The organism is Kineococcus sp. NBC_00420 (assembly GCF_036021035.1).
Lineage (GTDB): Bacteria > Actinomycetota > Actinomycetes > Actinomycetales > Kineococcaceae > Kineococcus.
Genome location: NZ_CP107930.1, coordinates 4455797 through 4474062 on the forward strand (window position 1 = coordinate 4455797; position 18266 = coordinate 4474062).

The 18266-nt window shown below is 70.7% G+C and carries 14 protein-coding genes and 2 tRNA genes; 10 read left to right on the top strand and 6 right to left on the bottom strand.

Features of this window, described 5'->3' with window-relative positions:
• Positions 1-25: 25 nt before the first annotated feature.
• Positions 26-99: transfer RNA gene (locus OG218_RS21910), tRNA-Gly, on the bottom strand.
• Between the two features lie 111 nt (positions 100-210).
• Here OG218_RS21910 and OG218_RS21915 point away from each other — a divergent pair.
• The 5 genes from OG218_RS21915 (at position 211) to clpX (ending at position 4842) form a co-directional block, all read left to right on the top strand.
• Positions 211-284: transfer RNA gene (locus tag OG218_RS21915), tRNA-Pro, on the top strand.
• Between the two features lie 155 nt (positions 285-439).
• Complete coding sequence (gene tig, locus OG218_RS21920) at positions 440-1846, top strand: trigger factor (protein ID WP_328295339.1); 1407 nt, start codon at positions 440-442, stop codon at positions 1844-1846.
• A gap of 189 nt (positions 1847-2035) precedes the next feature.
• On the top strand, positions 2036-2677 hold the full coding sequence (locus tag OG218_RS21925) for an ATP-dependent Clp protease proteolytic subunit (protein WP_380157425.1): 642 nt from the start codon (positions 2036-2038) through the stop codon (positions 2675-2677).
• Positions 2670-3347: an ATP-dependent Clp protease proteolytic subunit gene (locus OG218_RS21930; protein WP_380157423.1), complete on the top strand. Its 678-nt coding sequence runs from the start codon at positions 2670-2672 to the stop codon at positions 3345-3347. The genes OG218_RS21925 and OG218_RS21930 overlap by 8 nt, the downstream gene beginning before the upstream one ends.
• A gap of 202 nt (positions 3348-3549) precedes the next feature.
• The gene (clpX, locus tag OG218_RS21935; protein WP_328295340.1) at positions 3550-4842 is read left to right on the top strand and encodes an ATP-dependent Clp protease ATP-binding subunit ClpX; all 1293 of its coding nucleotides are present in this window, start codon (positions 3550-3552) and stop codon (positions 4840-4842) included.
• A gap of 105 nt (positions 4843-4947) precedes the next feature.
• Here clpX and OG218_RS21940 read toward each other — a convergent pair whose 3' ends face one another.
• From OG218_RS21940 to OG218_RS21955, 4 genes are all read right to left on the bottom strand, one after another.
• Positions 4948-5811, bottom strand: a complete 864-nt coding sequence (locus OG218_RS21940) for a YceI family protein (protein ID WP_328295341.1) — start codon at positions 5809-5811, stop codon at positions 4948-4950.
• Positions 5808-8447 (bottom strand): MFS transporter, encoded by a 2640-nt coding sequence (locus OG218_RS21945; protein WP_328295342.1) that lies wholly within the window; start codon positions 8445-8447, stop codon positions 5808-5810. Before OG218_RS21945 ends, OG218_RS21940 begins: the two co-directional genes overlap by 4 nt.
• Positions 8444-8944 carry a MarR family winged helix-turn-helix transcriptional regulator gene (locus OG218_RS21950; protein ID WP_328295343.1) on the bottom strand — a complete coding sequence of 167 codons (501 nt, stop codon included), beginning with the start codon at positions 8942-8944 and terminating at the stop codon, positions 8444-8446. Before OG218_RS21950 ends, OG218_RS21945 begins: the two co-directional genes overlap by 4 nt.
• 106 nt (positions 8945-9050) lie before the next feature.
• Entirely contained in the window at positions 9051-9479 is a 429-nt protein-coding gene (locus tag OG218_RS21955) for a MarR family winged helix-turn-helix transcriptional regulator (protein ID WP_328295344.1), read from the bottom strand.
• A 137-nt stretch (positions 9480-9616) separates the two neighbouring features.
• Between OG218_RS21955 and OG218_RS21960 the strand changes: the two genes are divergently transcribed.
• Together OG218_RS21960 and OG218_RS21965 are read left to right on the top strand one after the other, a co-directional pair.
• Positions 9617-10189, top strand: a complete 573-nt coding sequence (locus OG218_RS21960; RefSeq protein ID WP_328295345.1) for a PadR family transcriptional regulator — start codon at positions 9617-9619, stop codon at positions 10187-10189.
• A complete protein-coding gene (locus tag OG218_RS21965; protein WP_380162176.1) occupies positions 10186-11271 on the top strand; it encodes an inositol-3-phosphate synthase in 1086 nt (361 codons plus the stop codon). The genes OG218_RS21960 and OG218_RS21965 overlap by 4 nt, the downstream gene beginning before the upstream one ends.
• A 52-nt stretch (positions 11272-11323) precedes the next feature.
• Here the strand turns inward: OG218_RS21965 and valS are convergent, their stop codons facing one another.
• Positions 11324-13945 carry a valine--tRNA ligase gene (gene valS / locus OG218_RS21970; protein ID WP_328295347.1) on the bottom strand — a complete coding sequence of 874 codons (2622 nt, stop codon included), beginning with the start codon at positions 13943-13945 and terminating at the stop codon, positions 11324-11326.
• Between the two features lie 95 nt (positions 13946-14040).
• On the opposite strand from valS, the gene OG218_RS21975 reads away from it, so the two are divergent.
• Genes OG218_RS21975 through OG218_RS21985 form a run of 3 tightly spaced genes read left to right on the top strand, consistent with a single transcriptional unit; the run spans position 14041 to position 18255 of the window.
• On the top strand, positions 14041-15516 hold the full coding sequence (locus tag OG218_RS21975; protein ID WP_328295348.1) for a GGDEF domain-containing protein: 1476 nt from the start codon (positions 14041-14043) through the stop codon (positions 15514-15516).
• Positions 15517-15568: 52 nt separating this feature from the next.
• Positions 15569-17089, top strand: a complete 1521-nt coding sequence (locus OG218_RS21980; protein ID WP_328295349.1) for a long-chain-fatty-acid--CoA ligase — start codon at positions 15569-15571, stop codon at positions 17087-17089.
• Positions 17086-18255, top strand: coding sequence for an acyl-CoA dehydrogenase family protein (locus OG218_RS21985; protein WP_328295350.1), 1170 nt, complete (start codon positions 17086-17088; stop codon positions 18253-18255). The genes OG218_RS21980 and OG218_RS21985 overlap by 4 nt, the downstream gene beginning before the upstream one ends.
• The last annotated feature ends 11 nt before the right edge of the window (positions 18256-18266 follow it).

Sequence of the window (18266 nt, forward strand, 5' to 3'; positions counted from 1 at the left end):
CCGGCCCCGAGGGGACCGGCCGCTGTGGAGCGGGTGACGAGAATCGAACTCGCGTAGCTAGTTTGGAAGACTAGGGCTCTACCATTGAGCTACACCCGCGTGCACGGACAAGCCTGCCACAACCCTGCGGGCAGGAGCAGCGCACCGTGCGGGGACAGCGTAACGGGTCCGGAGCGGTAGCCTGCTCCAGTACCGCCTGCGTGGTGGTCGCGGGGTGTGGCGCAGCTTGGTAGCGCGTCCGCTTTGGGAGCGGAAGGCCCCCGGTTCGAATCCGGGTACCCCGACGGACACGCGGGTGTCGCCGTACGTGGCGGCGCTCGCGCACGAAAGAGCCCCGACGCGGCAGCTAGCATTCCGCGGTGCGCCGGGGCTGCCCGGCGTGCCGCACGCCTGACCACGACCTCCGCAGGACGCGGAGAGATCCCAGGAGAACCCCGCTGTGAAGAGCGACGTCGAGACCCTCAACGCGACCCGGGTGAAGTTCACCGTCGAGGTCGGCTACGACGAGCTGAAGCCCAGTCTCGACAAGGCCTACAAGACCATCGGCGGTCAGGTCCAGGTGCCGGGCTTCCGCAAGGGCAAGGTCCCCGCGCGCGTCATCGACCAGCGCGTCGGCCGCGGTGTCGTGCTCGAGGAAGCCGTCAACGACGCCCTGCCGAAGTTCTACCAGCAGGCCGTCGAGGCCTCGGACTTCCTGCCGCTGGGCCAGCCCACCGTGGACGTCACCCAGGCCCCCGACGTCAAGGACGGCGGTGACCTCAAGTTCTCCGTCGAGGTCGACGTGCGCCCGACGATCGAGCTGCCCGACCTCTCCACGATCACCGTCACGGTCGACGACCTCGAGGTCCCGGCCGAGGAGGTCGAGACCCGTCTCACCTCGCTGCGCGAGCGCTTCGGCACCCTCACCGGCGTCGACCGCGCGGCCGCCGACGGCGACTTCGTCTCCATCGACCTGCACGCCGAGATCGACGGCGAGGAGATCGAGACCGCCAAGGGCATCAGCTACCGCATCGGTCAGGGCAACATGATCGAGGGCCTGGACGAGGCGCTGACCGGCGTCGCGGCCGAGGGCACCGTGACCTTCTCCGCCCCCCTCGCCGGAGGCGAGCGCAAGGGCGAGGACGCCTCCATCACCGTGACCGTGCAGTCGGTCAAGGAGCGCGTGCTGCCCGAGGCGGACGACGACTTCGCCCAGCTGGCGAGCGAGTTCGACACGCTCGAGGAGCTCAACGCCGACCTGCTCAACCAGGTCGAGCAGGCCAAGAAGTTCGAGCAGGGTCTCCAGGCCCGCGACAAGGTCCTCGAGAAGCTCCTCGAGACCGTCGAGGTCCCGGTCCCCGAGTCCCTCGTCGAGGCCGAGATCCACGCCCACCTCGAACGCGAGAGCCGTCTCGAGGACGCCGAGCACCGCGCCGAGATCGAGGACTCCACCCGTCAGGCGATCCGCAGCCAGCTGCTGCTGGACGCCCTCGCCGACGCCGAGGAGATCGGTGTCGACCAGGGCGAGCTGATCGAGTACCTCGTCGGCCAGGCGCAGCAGTACGGCATGGAGCCCCAGCAGTTCGTCCAGATGGTCGACGGTGCCGGCCAGGTGCCCGCCATGGTTTCCGAGGTCCGTCGCCGCAAGGCGCTGGCCGTCGCCATGGAGAAGGCCACCGTGACCGACGCCTCCGGCAACGCCGTGGACCTCGAGGAGCTCGTGGGCGGCGACGACGACGAGGACGGTGCGGAAGCCCTCGAGTCCGGCAGCGAGTCCACCGACGAGGCCGGCCAGACCGTCGACCCGACCGGTGAGGACGAGCAGGCCGCCGCCGGGGAGACCGCGGAAGAGCCCTCGAAGAGCTGATCCCCGCCGCTGTCGGCGCGCTGTTCCCGGACCCGGGATCAGTGCGCCGACAGCGAAAAGGGCCCCGCCCCGACATGGTCGTCGGGGGCTGCGCGTTAGGGTCGATCGAGATCGGCGGAGCATCCGCCGAACCCTCCCGGACCAGGTCCGGGGTGGGTGGTCGATGCCAGGAGAGGGCCAGGGAACAGCGTGAGCGAGATCTTGAGCGCACCGGGACTGGTGACGCCGCAGCAGGCTCGAACGGGTACGCCGGGAGCGGGCCTGGACGACAACGTCTACCAGCGACTCCTGCAGCAGCGGATCATCTGGCTCGGGACCGAGGTCCGGGACGACATGGCCAACGCCATCTGCGCGCAGCTGCTGCTGCTGGCCGCCGAGGACCCCGACGCGGACATCTTCATGTACATCAACTCGCCCGGCGGATCGGTCTCCGCGGGCATGTCGATCTACGACACCATGCAGTACATCAAGCCGGACGTGGCGACGATCGCGACCGGCATGGCGGCCTCGATGGGGCAGTTCCTGCTCGCCGCGGGTGCGGCCGGCAAGCGTTCCGCCCTGCCGCACGCGAAGATCATGATGCACCAGCCGCTGGGTGGCCTCGGTGGTTCCGCCAGCGACATCAAGATCCTGGCCGAGCAGATCATCGCCACGAAGAAGCAGATGGCCGAGCTCATCGCGCACCACTCGGGCCAGACCTTCGAGACGATCACCCGCGACTCCGACCGGGACCGCTGGTTCTCCGCGCAGGAGGCCAAGGACTACGGGCTCATCGACCACGTCGTCGGTCACACGAGCGAGGTCACGGGCGGTGGCGGCACCGATGCGTGAGCCTCTTCGTCCTCCGTTCGACGCCCAGATGGGAGACCGCCCGATGATGAACCCCCAAGCGCGCTACGTGCTGCCGCAGTTCGAGGAGCGCACGTCCTACGGGATGAAGCGCTCGGACCCGTACACCAAGCTCTTCGAGGACCGCATCATCTTCCTCGGCGTGCAGGTGGACGACGCCTCGGCGGACGACATCATCGCCCAGCTCATCGTCCTGGAGTCCCAGGACACCGAGCGCGACATCATCATGTACATCAACTCCCCGGGTGGGTCCTTCACGGCCCTCACGGCGATCTACGACACCATGCAGTACATCCGTCCGGACATCCAGACGTACTGCATGGGTCAGGCCGCCTCGGCCGCGGCCGTCCTGCTCGGCGCCGGTGCGCCGGGGAAGCGGTTCGCGCTGCCGAACTCGCGCATCCTCATCCACCAGCCGGCGATGGCCGGTGGCGACTACGGCCAGGCCTCCGACCTGGAGATCCAGGCCAACGAGATCCTGCGCATGCGGTCCTGGCTGGAGAGCACGCTCGCCTTCCACTCCAACCGCACCGCCGACCAGGTGCGCGAGGACATCGAGCGCGACAAGTTCCTCACCGCCAAGGAGGCCGTCGAGTACGGCCTCATCGACGAGGTGCTCCAGAGCCGCAAGGCGTCGGCCCCCTCGCTCTGAGCACGGAACGTCACTCGCGCGCAGCAATGCGCGAGTCGTAGGCGCGCACCCGGGGGGCCGGTCTGGCACCGTGTCCCCCGGAGGCGTCTAATGAGTCGGGCGAGGGGTACCCGGCAGGTAGCGTGGTCAGCACGCGACGCGTCCGGTCCGCTCGGCGGCCTCCGGGTCGTGGGTCCAGCAGCACGAGGAGAGGAAGCCGTCGGTGGCACGCATCGGTGACGGGGGCGATCTGCTGAAGTGCTCGTTCTGCGGCAAGAGCCAGAAGCAGGTCAAGAAGCTGATCGCAGGCCCTGGCGTCTACATCTGCGACGAGTGCATCGACCTCTGCAACGAGATCATCGAGGAGGAGCTCGCCGAGGCCAACGACCTGGGCCTGGTGGAGCTGCCCAAGCCGAAGGAGATCTTCGACTTCCTCGACCAGTACGTCATCGGCCAGAGCTCGGCGAAGAAGTCCCTCGCCGTGGCCGTCTACAACCACTACAAGCGCATCCAGATCGGTGAGCCCTCGGCGAAGAACCGCGACGACGCCGTCGAGATCTCCAAGTCGAACATCCTGCTGATCGGCCCCACGGGCTGCGGCAAGACGTACCTCGCGCAGACGCTCGCCAAGATGCTCAACGTCCCCTTCGCGATCGCCGACGCCACGGCGCTGACCGAGGCCGGCTACGTCGGCGAGGACGTCGAGAACATCCTGCTGAAGCTCATCCAGGCCGCTGACTACGACGTCAAGAAGGCCGAGACGGGCATCATCTACATCGACGAGGTCGACAAGATCGCCCGCAAGTCCGAGAACCCCTCGATCACGCGTGACGTGTCGGGGGAGGGGGTCCAGCAGGCGCTGCTGAAGATCCTCGAGGGGACCACGGCCAGCGTCCCGCCCCAGGGTGGACGCAAGCACCCCCACCAGGAGTTCATCCAGATCGACACGACGAACGTGCTGTTCATCGTGGGTGGGGCCTTCGCCGGCCTCGACCGGATCATCGAGGCGCGTTCCGGCAAGCAGGGGCTCGGCTTCGGCGCGCAGCTGCGCTCGACGGAGAAGAAGGCGGCCGAGCCGTCCTTCGCCGAGGTCATGCCCGAGGACCTCATGAAGTTCGGGCTGATCCCCGAGTTCATCGGTCGTCTGCCCGTCATCACCTCGGTGGAGAACCTGGACCAGGAAGCCCTGGTGCAGATCCTCACCAAACCGCGCAACGCCCTCGCCAAGCAGTACCAGCGGATGTTCGAGCTGGACGGGGTGGAGCTGGAGTTCACCGACGACGCCCTGGAGGCCGTCGCCGACCAGGCGATCCTCCGCGGGACCGGTGCGCGCGGGCTGCGCGCGATCATCGAAGAGGTCCTCCTCCCGGTGATGTTCGACGTTCCCAGTCGCGACGACATCGCCCGGGTCGTCGTGACCCGTGAGGTCGTGCTGAAGAACGTGAACCCGACGCTCGTGCCCCGTGAGGCCCCGGCCCGCAAACCCACCCGGGAGCGTCGCGAGAAGTCCGCCTGACCCCAGGACGACTAAGGCCCCGCACCTCCTTCGAGGTGCGGGGCCGTTCTCGTTCCCACCCGTGATCTCGCCTGGAGTCCCAGCGGGATCACGGGTGGGTGAGGGTCACTGCTGGAGGACGGCCTCGACGTCGATCGCGACCTTGAGCGTGGTCCCGAAGACGGCGACACCGATGCCGACGGCCTGGTTCCAGTTCATCTTGAAGTCGTCGCGGTGCAGCTCGGCCGTGGCCGAGAACGCAGCCCGGGTGCCACCCCACGGGTCGGGACCGCTGCCGGAGTAGGACAGCTGCAGCTGCACGGGCCGGGTGGTGGCCAGCAGGGTCAGGTCCCCGGCGAGGACCCACCCGTCGGCTCCGCGCTGCAGACCCGTCGCCCGGAACGACAACGTCGGGAACTCCGTGGTGTTGAGGAAGTCCGCCGAGCGCAGGTGCTCGTCGCGCTGGGTGTTGCCGGTGTCGATCGAGGTCGCGTCGATCTCGACCTCGACGCGGGAACGGGTGACGTCCTCGGGGACGGTGATCACCCCGGAGAAGCTGGTGAAGCGTCCCGTGACCGCCGAGAGTCCCAGGTGGTGGGCGCGCGCGGAGATCGTCGAGTGCGTGACGTCGATCGCCCAGATCCCGGGCGGGGGGACGTCGCTGCCGCCCTGACGGCGCAGACGAACCTCCCCGACGTGCCAGGCCCCGTCGGCCGGGACGACGACGGTCGTGGCCCGCGGCTCGTGGGCCGGGGCCGCGACGAGCATCGTCGCGGCCCCCGCCGGGACGCCGTCGAGGGAGAAGACCCCGTCGCCGGCGGTCACGGCCCGGGCCACCTGGGCCCCGTCGGCGCCGAGCAGCGTGACCGAGGCGCCGGTGACGGGCCACCCCTCACGGGTCAGCACCTTCCCCTCGCCGGTGACGCCCGCGCCGGCCTGCGCGCCGACGTTCCGGTCGGCGCGCAGGTCGGTCTCGCGGTCGGGACTCACCGCTGGTCGCCGATCTGGGAGTTCGTCTCGAAGCGGGTCAGGTCCAGCGTGGTGCCGGCCTGGCCGGAGCCCAGGGTCAGCTGGGCGGCGGAGACGGTGTCCTCCTCGATGTCGACGGCCGTGGCCACCGGAGCGAACCCGGCGGCGGTGAGCGTGTAGTGCCCGCCCGCCAGGTCCTCGAAGGAGTAGCTGCCGTCGGTGCCGGTGACGACGGAGCCGACGACCTCACCGGAGGAGTCGACGAGGGTCACGGACGCCTCGCGGACGACACGGCCGTCGCTCGCGGCGACGACGGTGCCGGTGAGGCGGCCGCCGCCGGTGAGGACGAGGTCGCAGGCCAGGGCGCCGGAGTCGGGGACCTCGACGCTGCGGGCCAGCGGACGGTGCGACTCGTTCTGCGCAGTCAGCACGTAACTGCCGCCCATGAGCTGGTCGAAGGCGTAGCCGCCGCCACCGTCGGTGCGGGTGGAGCCGACGACCTCGCCGGTCACGTCGGTCAGGGTGACGAGCGCGCCCTGGACCCCGTGGTGGTTGCCGGAGTCGACGCCGTCGTGGATCTCGTGAGCCAGGACCCGGCCGGTGATGGCCGAGCGACCGGAGAGCACCACGTCGCGGGTGACGGAGGTGTCACCGATCCCGACGAGGGTCGCCGAGGGGGCCACGTGGGCCGCCGCGACGATCAGCAGGTAGGTCCCGCCGGTCGGCAGCGCGAGGCGGTAGGTGCCGTCCTCGCGGGTCGAGGTGCGGGCGACCTGCTGGCCGGACTGGTCGGCGAGGGTCACGACGGCACCCGGCAGCGGACGCCGGTCGTGGTGGCGGACGGAACCGGACAGCGAGAGTCCGGTGTCGGTGCGGGTGGACTGAGCGGACACGCCCGTCGTCTCCTCCCGGTCGTGGTGCGCGACACCGTTGAGCGTTGCGGCGGCACCGTTCACGGACCCGTTCACCGAGCCGTTCAACGGAGCGCCGTGCGCGGCACCGTTCACCGAGCTGTCGTGCGAACCCTCGACCGCAGCGTGCCCGGCCGGGGAGTCCTGGACCGCCGCGGGAGCGGTGGTCGCCACCTGGGCATCCTGTCCGGTCTCCTCGCCGCCGCGCAACGCCCGCTCCTTGAAGAAGAACGTGATGACGAAGGCGAAGAGGGCGAACGGGGCCGCGATGAGGAAGACCTCGGCGATCGAGGAGCCGTAGGCGGCCTGGACGATGCCGCGGACGGGCTCGGGGATCGTGGCCAGGTCCGGCACCCCGGTGCTGGAACCGAGCGAGCGAGCCGCTGCGGCGGGGTCGATGCCGGCGGAGCGCAGGCCCGAGGTCAGGTGGCTGGTCACGCGGTGGCCGAGGACGGCACCGAGGGCCGAGACGCCGATGGCGCCGCCGAGGCTGCGGGCGAAGGCCACGAAGGACGACGCGGAGCCGAGGTCACGGGGTTCGACGACGTTCTGGACCGCCAGCACGAGGTTCTGCATCATCATGCCGACGCCGAGGCCGACGAGGGCCATGTACGGCGCGACGACCCAGTAGTTGGTGTCGTACTCGATGGTGCCCATGAGGCCGAGACCGACGGTGAGGAGCAGGCCGCCCACGACGAGCCAGCTCTTCCAGCGTCCGGTCTTGGTGATGAACCGGCCGGCGATGGTCGAGGACAGGAAGAGCCCGATGATCATCGGGATGGTCATGATCCCGGCCTTGGTCGGGCTGTCGCCCCGGGCGAGCTGGAAGTACTGGCCGAGGAAGATCGTGGCGGCGAACAGGGCGACACCGACGAAGAGGCTCGCGGCGGCGGAGAGGGCGATCGTCGGGTTGCGGAAGAACTTCAACGGGACGATCGGTTCCTTGGCGCGGTGCTCCGCCAGGACGGCGAGGCCCAGGAAGACGACACCCCCGGCGACCAGGGCGACGGTCCACCAGGAGCCCCAGGCGAACTCGGTGCCGGCGAGGGAGACCCAGACGAGCAGCGCGGAGATGCCGGCGGCGAGGAGGAAGGCGCCGAGGTAGTCGATGGAGACGGCGCGCTTGGCCTGCGGGGGCAGCTTCAGCTTGAACTGGAGCACGAAGAAGGCGATGACGGCGAAGGGGACACCGACGTAGAAGCACCAGTGCCAGGTCAGGTGCTGGGTGAGGACCCCGCCGATCAGCGGGCCCCCGACGGTGGCGAGGGCGAAGGTCGCGCCGAGGTAGCCGGAGTACCGACCGCGTTCCCGGGGGCTGACCATCGACGCCAGCACGACCTGGGTGAGGGCGAGCAGACCGCCACCGCCGATGCCCTGGAAGACGCGCAGCGTGATGAGCATGCCCATGTTGGTGGACAGACCCGCGACGACCGAGGCGATCACGTAGATGATCAGCGCCGTCTGCACGAGCAGCTTCTTGGAGAACAGGTCCGAGAGCTTGCCCCAGATGGGGGTGGAGATCGTCGTCGCGAGCAGCGCGGCGGTGACGACCCAGGTGTAGCCGGACTCCGTGCCGTGGAGGTCGTTGACGATGGTCGGGAGGGCGTTCGAGACGACCGTCGAGGACAGGATCGCCACGAACATCCCGAGGAGCAGGCCGGACAGCGCCTCGAGGACCTCCTTGTGGGACATCTTCGGCGCGTCACTGTCGGAGTGCGTCAGGTGGGTGGGTGTCGTGGTGCTCATGCGTTCGCCTGCAACTCTTTCTCCCGCTCTGGAAGGAGCTCGGTGTTCTCCGGCGACGCTGCCGCTGACGTGGTGACCGCGCAACCTGCGGTGGCGGTCGTGGCGAGTTTCCCGAGGAGCCGGGTGAGGTCGCCGACCTCGTGGTCGGGCCAGTCGTCGAGGCGCTCGACGAGCTTGCCGACGATGGCCCGGCGGTGGTGGCGGAGTTCCTCGACACCCTCGGCGCTGACGGTCAGCCGCTGCGAGCGGCCGTCGTCGGGGTCGGGGGCGGAGTCGAGGAACCCTTTCTGCCGCAGGTGGGTCACCTGTCGGCTGACGGTGGAGAGGTCGAGCGAGAGGTGCTCGGCGACCTCGCTGATGCGCAGGGAACCCCGCTGGTGCACGACGGCCAGCGTCGCGATCGCGGGGGTGTTCAGCGTGCCGACGAGCGTGCGGCGTGCGCGGAGCAGGTCCGGGAACACGTCGACGAGCGCGGCACACGCGTGAGGTGTGGCCATGTCGACCTTCAAGCTCGGTTGGTGTGTGCAAGCAACGATATGCCCGGATGGTTGCAGCATGCAACCCCGAGGTCCCCCAGGAGTCGTCGTCGAGGGGGAGGGAAGGTCAGATCAGGGCGTTGAGGCGGCCGAGGAGGGTGGCGAGCTCGGCCATGTCGTCCTCGGGCCAGCCCTCGAGGCGGGAGTGCAGGCGCTGCCGGCGGGCCGAGCGCGCCGCGTGCACCTTCTCCAGGCCCTCGGGGGAGAGGGTCAGCCGCACGGCGCGCCCGTCCGTGGGGTCGGCTTCGCGGGTCACCAGCCCGAGGCGTTCGAGGAGCTGGACCTGGCGCGACAGGGTGGGCTTGCCGATCCCGAAGAAGGTCGCGAGGTCGGAGGGGCGGGTCTCGCCGACGTCGTCGAGGCGGACGAGCAGGCTGTACGCCTCGGGTTCGAGGTCGGGGTGCACGCTGCGCGCGGTCTCCCGGTTGATCGCGCGTGAACGGCGCAACAGCACGGCGAGTTCGCGTTCCAGTGCTTCGGCAGGGCCCGTGACCATCCGAGGAACCTACCGGTCCGCGCGGGGCGGCACGTGCCACGCACCCGACGCGCCGGGCCGGGTGGCTTGTCCAGGGCTCTCGGTCCCCGTACTGTCCCCACCGATGCATCGAACCGATGCATCGGAACGGAGAACCTGTGGTCCGCAAACGCGGCGACGTCCTGCTCCTCGCGGTCCTGGCGCTGTTGGCCGACGGCCCGCTACACGGCTACGAGGTCCGCAAACGTCTCGACCTGCGCCTCGGTGTGTTCCGGGCGCTGTCCTACGGAACGCTCTACCCCGCGTTGCGCGCCCTGCAGGCCGGTGGCTGCATCACCGAGACGACCGAGGAACGCATCCCGGGCACCGTCAGCCCGAAGCGGGCGCGCGTCGTCTACGAGATCACCCGCCACGGCAAGGACCGGCTCGGGCAGATGCTCGAGGAGTCCGGTCCCGACGCGTGGGAGGACGACGCGTTCGGCGTCCACTTCGCCCTCTTCACCCGGGTCGCCCCGCGCACGCGGTTGCGCATCCTCGAAGGCCGCCGGGCCCGTCTGCTGGAACGCCTCGAGCAGATGAACCGCTCCATCGACCGCACCCAGGCCCAGCTCGACTCCTACGCCCTCGAGGCGCAGCGGCACGGCCTGGAGACCGTCCGCAGCGAGGTCGACTGGCTCGAACGCCTCATCTCCGCAGAGCACCACCCCGAGAAACCAGAGGAGAACCCCTGATGGCAGGACCCATCCGCGTCGCGATCGTCGGCGTCGGCAACTGCGCCGCCTCGCTCGTCCAGGGCGTGCACTACTACCGCGACGCCGACCCGACGCAGAGCGTCCCCGGTCTCATGCACGTCCAGTTCGGCGACTACCACGTGCGCGACATCGAGTTCGTCGCCGCGTTCGACGTCGACGACAAGAAGGTCGGCACCGACCTCGCCGACGCCATCGGCGCCAGCGAGAACAACACCATCAAGATCTGCGACGTCCCGACCACCGGGGTGACCGTCCAGCGCGGCCCCACCCTCGACGGCCTCGGGAAGTACTACCGCGAGACCATCACCGAGTCCGACGCCGAACCCGTCGACGTCGTCGCCGCGCTGCGCGAGGCGAAGGCCGACGTCCTCGTCTGCTACCTGCCCGTCGGTTCCGAGGACGCGGCGATGTTCTACGCCCAGGCCGCGATCGACGCGCACGTCGCCTTCGTCAACGCGCTGCCCGTCTTCATCGCCGGCACCCCGGAGTGGGCGCAGAAGTTCACCGACGCCGGTGTCCCGATCGTCGGCGACGACATCAAGTCCCAGGTCGGTGCGACCATCACCCACCGGGTCCTCGCGAAGCTGCTCGAGGACCGCGGCATCAAGCTGGAACGCACCTACCAGCTGAACGTCGGCGGCAACATGGACTTCAAGAACATGCTGGAACGCGACCGGCTGGAGTCGAAGAAGATCTCCAAGACCCAGGCCGTCACGTCGAACGTGCACGCCGACTTCGGCACCCGCAACGTCCACATCGGTCCCAGCGACTACGTCCAGTGGCTCGACGACCGCAAGTGGGCCTACGTCCGCCTCGAGGGCAAGGCCTTCGGCGACGTCCCGCTGAACCTGGAGTACAAGCTCGAGGTCTGGGACTCCCCGAACTCCGCCGGCGTCATCATCGACGCCGTCCGGGCCGCGAAGATCGGTCTGGACCGGGGGATCGGCGGTCCGCTGCTGTCCCCGTCGGCGTACTTCATGAAGTCCCCGCCGCAGCAGCGCGACGACGAGGCCGGCCGCCACGGCGTCGAGGCGTTCATCGCGGGCACCGTCGACCGCTGACCCCCACCGATCCGTGATCTTGCCGGGGTTCCCAGCAAGATCACGGATCGGGTCAGACGGTGGGGGCGATCTCCGCCTTCGCCGTCAGGGTCTCCGCACCCTCGACGACCTCCCAGCTGATCGAGGCCGCGCGCGAGGCGGCCAGCAGGTCACCCTCGGCGCGACGAGCGGCCTCCACGAGCGCGGCCGGACCGGACAGGGTGGCCGCGGTGAGCGGGGTCTTCTGCGAGACCTTGGCCTCGCTCTTCACCTTGCGCAGCGCCGAGAGCGCCTGCCCCGCAGCGGAGAGCACGCCGAGCGCACCGTCGTCGGTCGCCCCCAGGTCGTCCAGGACGGGCCAGGCGCTGGTGTGCACCGAGCCGTCCTGCCACCACGACCAGACCTCCTCGGCCGCGTAGGGCAGGAACGGCGCGAACAGGCGCAGCAGCGTCCGCAACGCGATCGCCGCCGTCGCCCGGGCGCTGGCCGCGGCCACCGGACCGCGGGAACCGTAGGCGCGGTCCTTGACCAGCTCCACCCAGTCGTCGCAGAAGTTCCAGAAGAACTTCTCGGTCACGTCCAGCGCACTCGCGTGGTCGTAGCGCTCGAACGCCTCGGTGGCCTGGCGCACCACGACGGACAACCCCGCGAGCACGCTCGCGTCGATCGGTTCGCTCACCGCGGCGGGCTCCGCCGCCGTGCCGCGCTCGACCCCGAGCCCGAGGACGAACTTCGAGGCGTTCAGCAGCTTCATCGCCAACCGGCGCCCGATCTTCATCTGGCCGGTGTCGAACGTCGCGTCGGTGCCCAGCCGGGAGGACGCGGCCCAGTAGCGCACGGCGTCGGAGCCGAACTCCTCCAGCAGCGCCAACGGGGTGACGACGTTGCCCTTGGACTTCGACATCTTCTTGCGGTCGGGGTCGAGGATCCAGCCCGAGAGCGCCGTCCGCGCCCAGGGCAGACCGCCGAACTCCAGGTGCGAACGCACCACGGTGGAGAACAGCCAGGTGCGGATGATGTCCTGGCCCTGCGGGCGCAGGTCCATCGGGTAGACCCGGGAGAAGAGGTCCTCGTCCCGTTCCCAGCCGCCGGCCAGCAGCGGGGTCAGCGACGACGTCGCCCAGGTGTCCATCACGTCGGGGTCGGCGGCGAAACCACCCGGCACCCCGCGCTGGTCCTCGGTGAAACCGGGAGCGGCCTCCGCCGCCGGGTCCACCGGCAGCGCTGACTCCTCGGGGACGATCGGGGAGTCGTAGACGGGTTCACCGTCGGCGTCGAGGCGGTACCAGACCGGGAACGGCACCCCGAAGAAGCGCTGACGCGAGATCAGCCAGTCCCCGTTGAGCCCCGTGACCCAGTGGTCGTAGCGGTGCTTCATGTGCTCGGGGTGCCAGGCCAGCTCCCCACCGCGGGCGAGCAGCGCCGAGCGCAGGTCGGTGTCGCGGCCCCCGTTGCGCAGGTACCACTGACGGGTCGAGACGATCTCGAGCGGGCGGTCGCCCTTCTCGTAGTACTTCACCGGGTGCGTGATCTTCTTCGGCTCCCCGACCATGTCGCCGGAGGCCTGCAGGGCCTCGACGACGGCCTTCTGCGCGCTGAACACCGTCGCGCCGGCGATGCTCTCGTAGAACCCGCCCTCCGACAACCACGCGGGGGTCTCGCGCAGCAGGCGCCCGTCGCGCCCGATCACGGCGCGGTTGGGCAGCTGCAGCTCGCGCCACCAGGTGATGTCGGTCGTGTCGCCGAAGGTGCAGATCATCGCGATCCCGGACCCCTTCTCGGGGTCGGCCAGCCGGTGCGCCACGACGGGGACCTCCACGCCGAACAGCGGCGTCGTCACCGTCTTCCCGAACAGCGGCTGGTAGCGCTCGTCGTCGGGGTGGGCGACGAGGGCCACGCAGGCCGGCAGCAGCACCGGGCGGGTCGTCTCGATGTAGACCGTCTCGCCGCCGTCGGTGGGGGTGAACCCGATCCGGTGGTAGGCGCCCTCGGTGTCCTTGTCCTCCAGCTCGGCCTGCGCGACGGCCGTGCGGAACGTCGTGTCCCACAGCGTCGGTGCCTGCTGGGAGTAGGCCTCGCCGCGCGCGAGGTTGCGCAGGAAGGCGCGCTGGGCCGTGGCCCGCGAGGTCGCCGAGATCGTGGAGTAGGTGTGCGACCAGTCCACCGAGAGGCCCAGACGGCGCCAGAGCGACTCGAAGACCTGCTCGTCCTCGGCCGTCAGCCGGTCGCAGAGCTCGACGAAGTTGCGCCGCGAGATCTGGACGAAGTCGCGGTCGTTCTTCGGGGCCTTCTCCGGCGGCACGAACGAGGCGTCGTAGGGCAGCGTCGGGTCGCAGCGCACGCCGTAGTAGTTCTGCACCCGGCGTTCGGTCGGCAGGCCGTTGTCGTCCCAGCCCATCGGGTAAAAGACGGACTTGCCGCGCATGCGCTGGAAGCGCGCGACGACGTCGGTGTGGGTGTAGCTGAAGACGTGCCCGACGTGCAGCGAACCGGACACCGTCGGCGGCGGGGTGTCGATGGAGTAGACGTCGGCGCGCTGGGAGGTGCGGTCGAAGGCGTAGGTGCCCTCCTCCTGCCACGTCGGGGCCCAGCGCTCCTCCAGCCCGTCCACCGTGGGACGGTCGGGTACCTCGACACCGGGCGCGACGTTCGTCTGGAACTGGGGTGCGGGCGCTGCGGGCGTGGCGTCGGACATGACCCCATCATTCCAGCCGCGACCGGCCCCCCGCTCCGGCACCCGATCCGGTGACGGGGACTGAAGCTGCGCCCGGGACGCGCCGATGCTGCGGTATGTCTCCCGCCCGCCGCCTGCTGCCGTGGCAGGCCTACGCCGCCGGTGGTGCGCTCGCCGCCGGCGTGGGTGTCGCGCTGCCGGCGGGACTGCCGAACGACGTCCTGTTCTCGGTGGTCAGCATCTCCGCCGCCGTGGCGACGGCGCTCGGGACGCGCCTGCACCGACCGCAGCGGGCCTCGGCCTGGTGGCTCCTGGCCGGCGGTCTGCTGGCCTGGGCGCTGGGTGACACCTCCTACGCCGTCTGCTACACCTGGCTGGGCTGGGACGCCTTCCCCAGCGTGCCCGACGCCTTCTACCTGCTGGCCTACCCCCTGATCGCCGTCGCGATGCTGCGGATGGCGCGCCAGGCCCGGCCCGGGGCGGACCGCGAGGGCGTCATCGACGCCGCGATCCTCGCCGTCGGCTTCGGGCTGCTGTCCTGGACCTTCCTCGTGCGCCCCGCCCTGGCCGCCCTGCCGCAGGACCTGCCCGCCGGACTCGTCTCGCTGGCCTACCCCGTGGGCGACGTCCTCCTGCTGGCGATGCTGGTGCGCGTCCTGAGCGCGGCCGGGCCCCGCTCGGCCGCGGCCGGCCTGCTGTGCGGGGCCGCGACCCTCATGCTGACGGCCGACACGCTCTGGCAGTACTCCGACGCCTACGCCACCCTGAACGACACCTGGGTCGACCTGGCCTTCACCAGCTCCTACGTGCTGTGGGGGGCGGCCGCCCTGCACCCCTCCATGCGTCGCCTCTCCGACCCCTCACCCAGCAGCCGGCACGAGTTCAGCCCGCTGCGCCTGGCCGTCCTCACCGGCGCCAGCCTCCTCGCCCCCGGCACCCTGGCCCTGCAGCTGGTCCTCGGCCTGCCGACCGAGGGCTGGGCGGTCGTCGTCGGCGCCACCACCCTGTTCCTGCTCGTGGTGGCCCGGATGTCGACCCTGCTGCGCCGGCTGCGCGAGCAGACCGACCTGCTGGGCGACCTCGCGCGCACCGACCCCCTCACCGGCCTGCTCAACCGTCGCAGCGCCGACGCCGAGCTGCAGCGGGCGCAGGAGCGGGCCCGGGGCGAGGGGGTCCCCCTCGTCGTCGCCCTGCTCGACCTCGACCACTTCAAGGCCTTCAACGACACCTACGGCCACCCCGCCGGTGACGCCCTCCTCGTGGGGGCGGCGACCGCCTGGACCACCGCGCTGGCCGGGACGGGGGCGCAGCTCGCGCGGTGGGGCGGGGAGGAGTTCCTCCTCGTCATCACCGGGTGGGAGCCCGCGCGCGTCGAGCTGCTGCTGGACGAGCTGCGCGCGGTGGTGCCCGCGGGGCAGGCGTTCTCGGCGGGCCTGGCCGGCTGGGACGGGCGCGAGGAGACCGGCGTCCTCGTCGGCCGGGCTGACGAGGCCCTCTACGCTGCCAAGCACGCCGGGCGCGCCTGCAGCCGCACCGCCGTCGCACACCGCCCCGAGCCGCAACCGGGGGAGTACTCGCGCCCCAGCGCCTGAGGTGTGTGAAACTCGCAGGAACACGCGGCCGACGACGTCTGCAGGAGTTCCGATGAGCACCACGTTCAGCACCACCCTGGCCGAGCACGCCCGCAACCGGCCCGACGGCGTCGCCGTCCGGCTCGACGAGCACACCCTCACGTGGCGCGGGTTCGACGACGCCACCGCCCGGGTCGCGACCCTGCTGCGCACCGAGGGCGTCCGGCCCGGCGACCGCGTCGCCCTGATCCTGCCCAACGTGCCCCAGTTCCCCGTGCTCTACCATGGCATCCTCCGCGCCGGCGCGGTCGTCGTCCCGATGAACCCGCTGCTGCGCGGCCGCGAGGTCAACCACCACTTCGCCGACTCCGGTGCCGTCCTCGCCTTCGTCTGGCACGCCGTCGCGGACGCCTCCCACGCCGGCGCCGTCGGCACCCCGACCCGGGTGGTCGTCGTCGAACCGGAGGCCACCGCCGCCCTGCTCGCCGGCGTCGACCCCGACCCCGCGGCGCACGCACCGGACCCCGACGACACCGCCGTGATCCTCTACACCTCCGGCACCACCGGCTCGCCCAAGGGTGCGGAGCTGAGCCACCGCAACCTCTTCAGCAACGCCGTCACCTCCCAGGAGAGCCTCATCCGCCTCGGCGGGGACGACGTCATCCTCGGTGCGCTGCCGCTGTTCCACGCCTTCGGCCAGACCTGCGCCATGAACACCGCCCTCATCGCCGGGCGCACCATGACGCTGCTGCCGCGCTTCAGCGCCGCCGCGGCGCTCGCCGTCGTGCAGCGCGACCGGGTGACCCACTTCGCCGGGGTGCCGACGATGTACGTCGCGATGCTCAACGAACCCGACGCCGAGTCCTACGACCTGTCCTCCTGGCGTTCCTGCGTCTCCGGTGGCGCGTCGTTGCCGGTGGAGGTCCTGCGCGGTTTCGAGGCGCGCTTCGGCGTGGAGATCCTGGAGGGCTACGGGCTGAGCGAGACCTCCCCGGTCGCCTCCTTCAACCACCCCGGCGCCGTCCGCAAACCCGGCACGATCGGGGTCCCGGTGCGCGGCTGCGAGATGGACCTGCGCGGCGCCGACGGCTCCGTCGTCACCGAGGGGGTCGGGGAGATCGTCGTCCGCGGGGAGAACGTCATGAAGGGCTACTGGCGCAACGAGACCGCGACGGCGCAGACGTTCGTCGACGGCTGGTTCCGCACCGGGGACCTCGCGACCCGCGACGAGGACGGGTACTACACGATCGTCGACCGGGCCAAGGACATGATCGACCGAGGTGGCTACAACGTGTACCCGCGCGAGGTCGAGGAGGTCCTCTACGAGCACCCCGCGGTCGAGCAGGTCGCCGTCGTCGGTTTCCCGGACCCGTTGGTGGGGGAGGAGATCGGCGCGGCCGTCGTCCTCAAGGAGGGGGCGCACGCGACGCCCGAGGAGTTGCAGCAGCACGTGAAGGACGCGCTCGCGGCGTACAAGTACCCGCGCCGGGTCTGGATCGTGGAGGAGCTGCCGAAGGGCCCCACCGGCAAGATCCTCAAACGCGAGATCCACCCGCCCGTCCGCAGCACCGAGCACGAGGAGCGCCCCGCATGACCAGCCCGACCGGAGTGGACTACTACGAGATCGCCGGCGACCTCACCGACGCCGAGCGCGAGGTCTGGGCGAACGTCCGCGCGTTCGTCGACGAGAAGGTGATCCCGGTCGCGGGCGGGTACTGGGAACGCGCCGAGATGCCGCTGGACCTCCTCAAGGAGTACGCCCAGCTGAACCTCGTGGGCGACGGTCTGCAGGGACCGGGGATCCCGGCGCTGAGCCACACCGCCGCCGGTCTGATCACGATGGAACTGTCCCGGGGCGACGGGAGCTTCGCGACGATGCTCGGCGTCCAGGCCGGTCTCGCGATGCGTTCCATCGCCTTCCTGGGCTCGGAGGAGCAGAAGGAGCGCTGGCTGCCGCCGATGGCGCGCCTGGAGGTCCTCGGGGCGTTCGGGCTCACCGAACCCGACCACGGGTCCGACGCCGTGGCGCTGGCCACGACCGCCCGGCGCGAGGGTGACGAGTACGTCCTGGACGGCGCCAAGCGCTGGATCGGGTTCGGCACGATCTGCGACGTCTGCGTCGTGTGGGCCCGCGGTGAGGACGGCGCCGTCCAGGGTTTCCTCGTCGAACGCGGGACGCCGGGGTTCAGCGCCACCGCCATCCAGGGCAAGGCGTCGTTGCGCGCCATCCACAACGCCGACATCACGCTGACCGGCGTGCGGGTGCCGGCCGCGAACCGACTGCCCGGCGGGAACTCCTTCCGCGACACCGGCCGCGTCCTGTCCGCCACCCGGGCCGGGATCGCCTGGGGGGCGCTGGGCCACGCGACGGCCGCCTACGAGACGGCGCTGGCCTACTCCCTGGAGCGCAAGCAGTTCGGCCAGCCGCTGGCGAGCTTCCAGCTCGTCCAGGACAAGCTGGTGCAGATGCTCGCCGAGGTCACCGCGATGCAGCTGTTCTGCCTGCGCGTCGGCAAGCTCGCCGACTCCGGCCGCCTCACCGACACCCAGGCCTCGCTGGCCAAGGTCAACGCCACCCGCAAGGCCCGCTTCGTCACGGCGATGGCCCGTGACCTGCTGGGCGGCAACGGGATCCTGCTGGAGCACCGCGTCGCCCGGCACATGGCCGACGTCGAGGCGCTGCACACCTACGAGGGGACGGAGTCGATCCAGACCCTCATCGTCGGCCGCCACCTCACGGGCATCTCCTCCTTCACCTGATCGCCGGCTCC

Coding starts and splice junctions, on each gene's coding strand:
- OG218_RS21950 (WP_328295343.1), bottom strand. CDS start 8,944: ATGGCCACACCTCACGCGTGTGCCGCGCTCGTCGACGTGTTCCCGGAC.
- OG218_RS21980 (WP_328295349.1), top strand. CDS start 15,569: ATGAGCACCACGTTCAGCACCACCCTGGCCGAGCACGCCCGCAACCGG.
- valS (WP_328295347.1), bottom strand. CDS start 13,945: ATGTCCGACGCCACGCCCGCAGCGCCCGCACCCCAGTTCCAGACGAAC.
- OG218_RS21985 (WP_328295350.1), top strand. CDS start 17,086: ATGACCAGCCCGACCGGAGTGGACTACTACGAGATCGCCGGCGACCTC.
- OG218_RS21945 (WP_328295342.1), bottom strand. CDS start 8,447: ATGAGCACCACGACACCCACCCACCTGACGCACTCCGACAGTGACGCG.
- OG218_RS21955 (WP_328295344.1), bottom strand. CDS start 9,479: ATGGTCACGGGCCCTGCCGAAGCACTGGAACGCGAACTCGCCGTGCTG.
- OG218_RS21930 (WP_380157423.1), top strand. CDS start 2,670: ATGCGTGAGCCTCTTCGTCCTCCGTTCGACGCCCAGATGGGAGACCGC.
- OG218_RS21975 (WP_328295348.1), top strand. CDS start 14,041: ATGTCTCCCGCCCGCCGCCTGCTGCCGTGGCAGGCCTACGCCGCCGGT.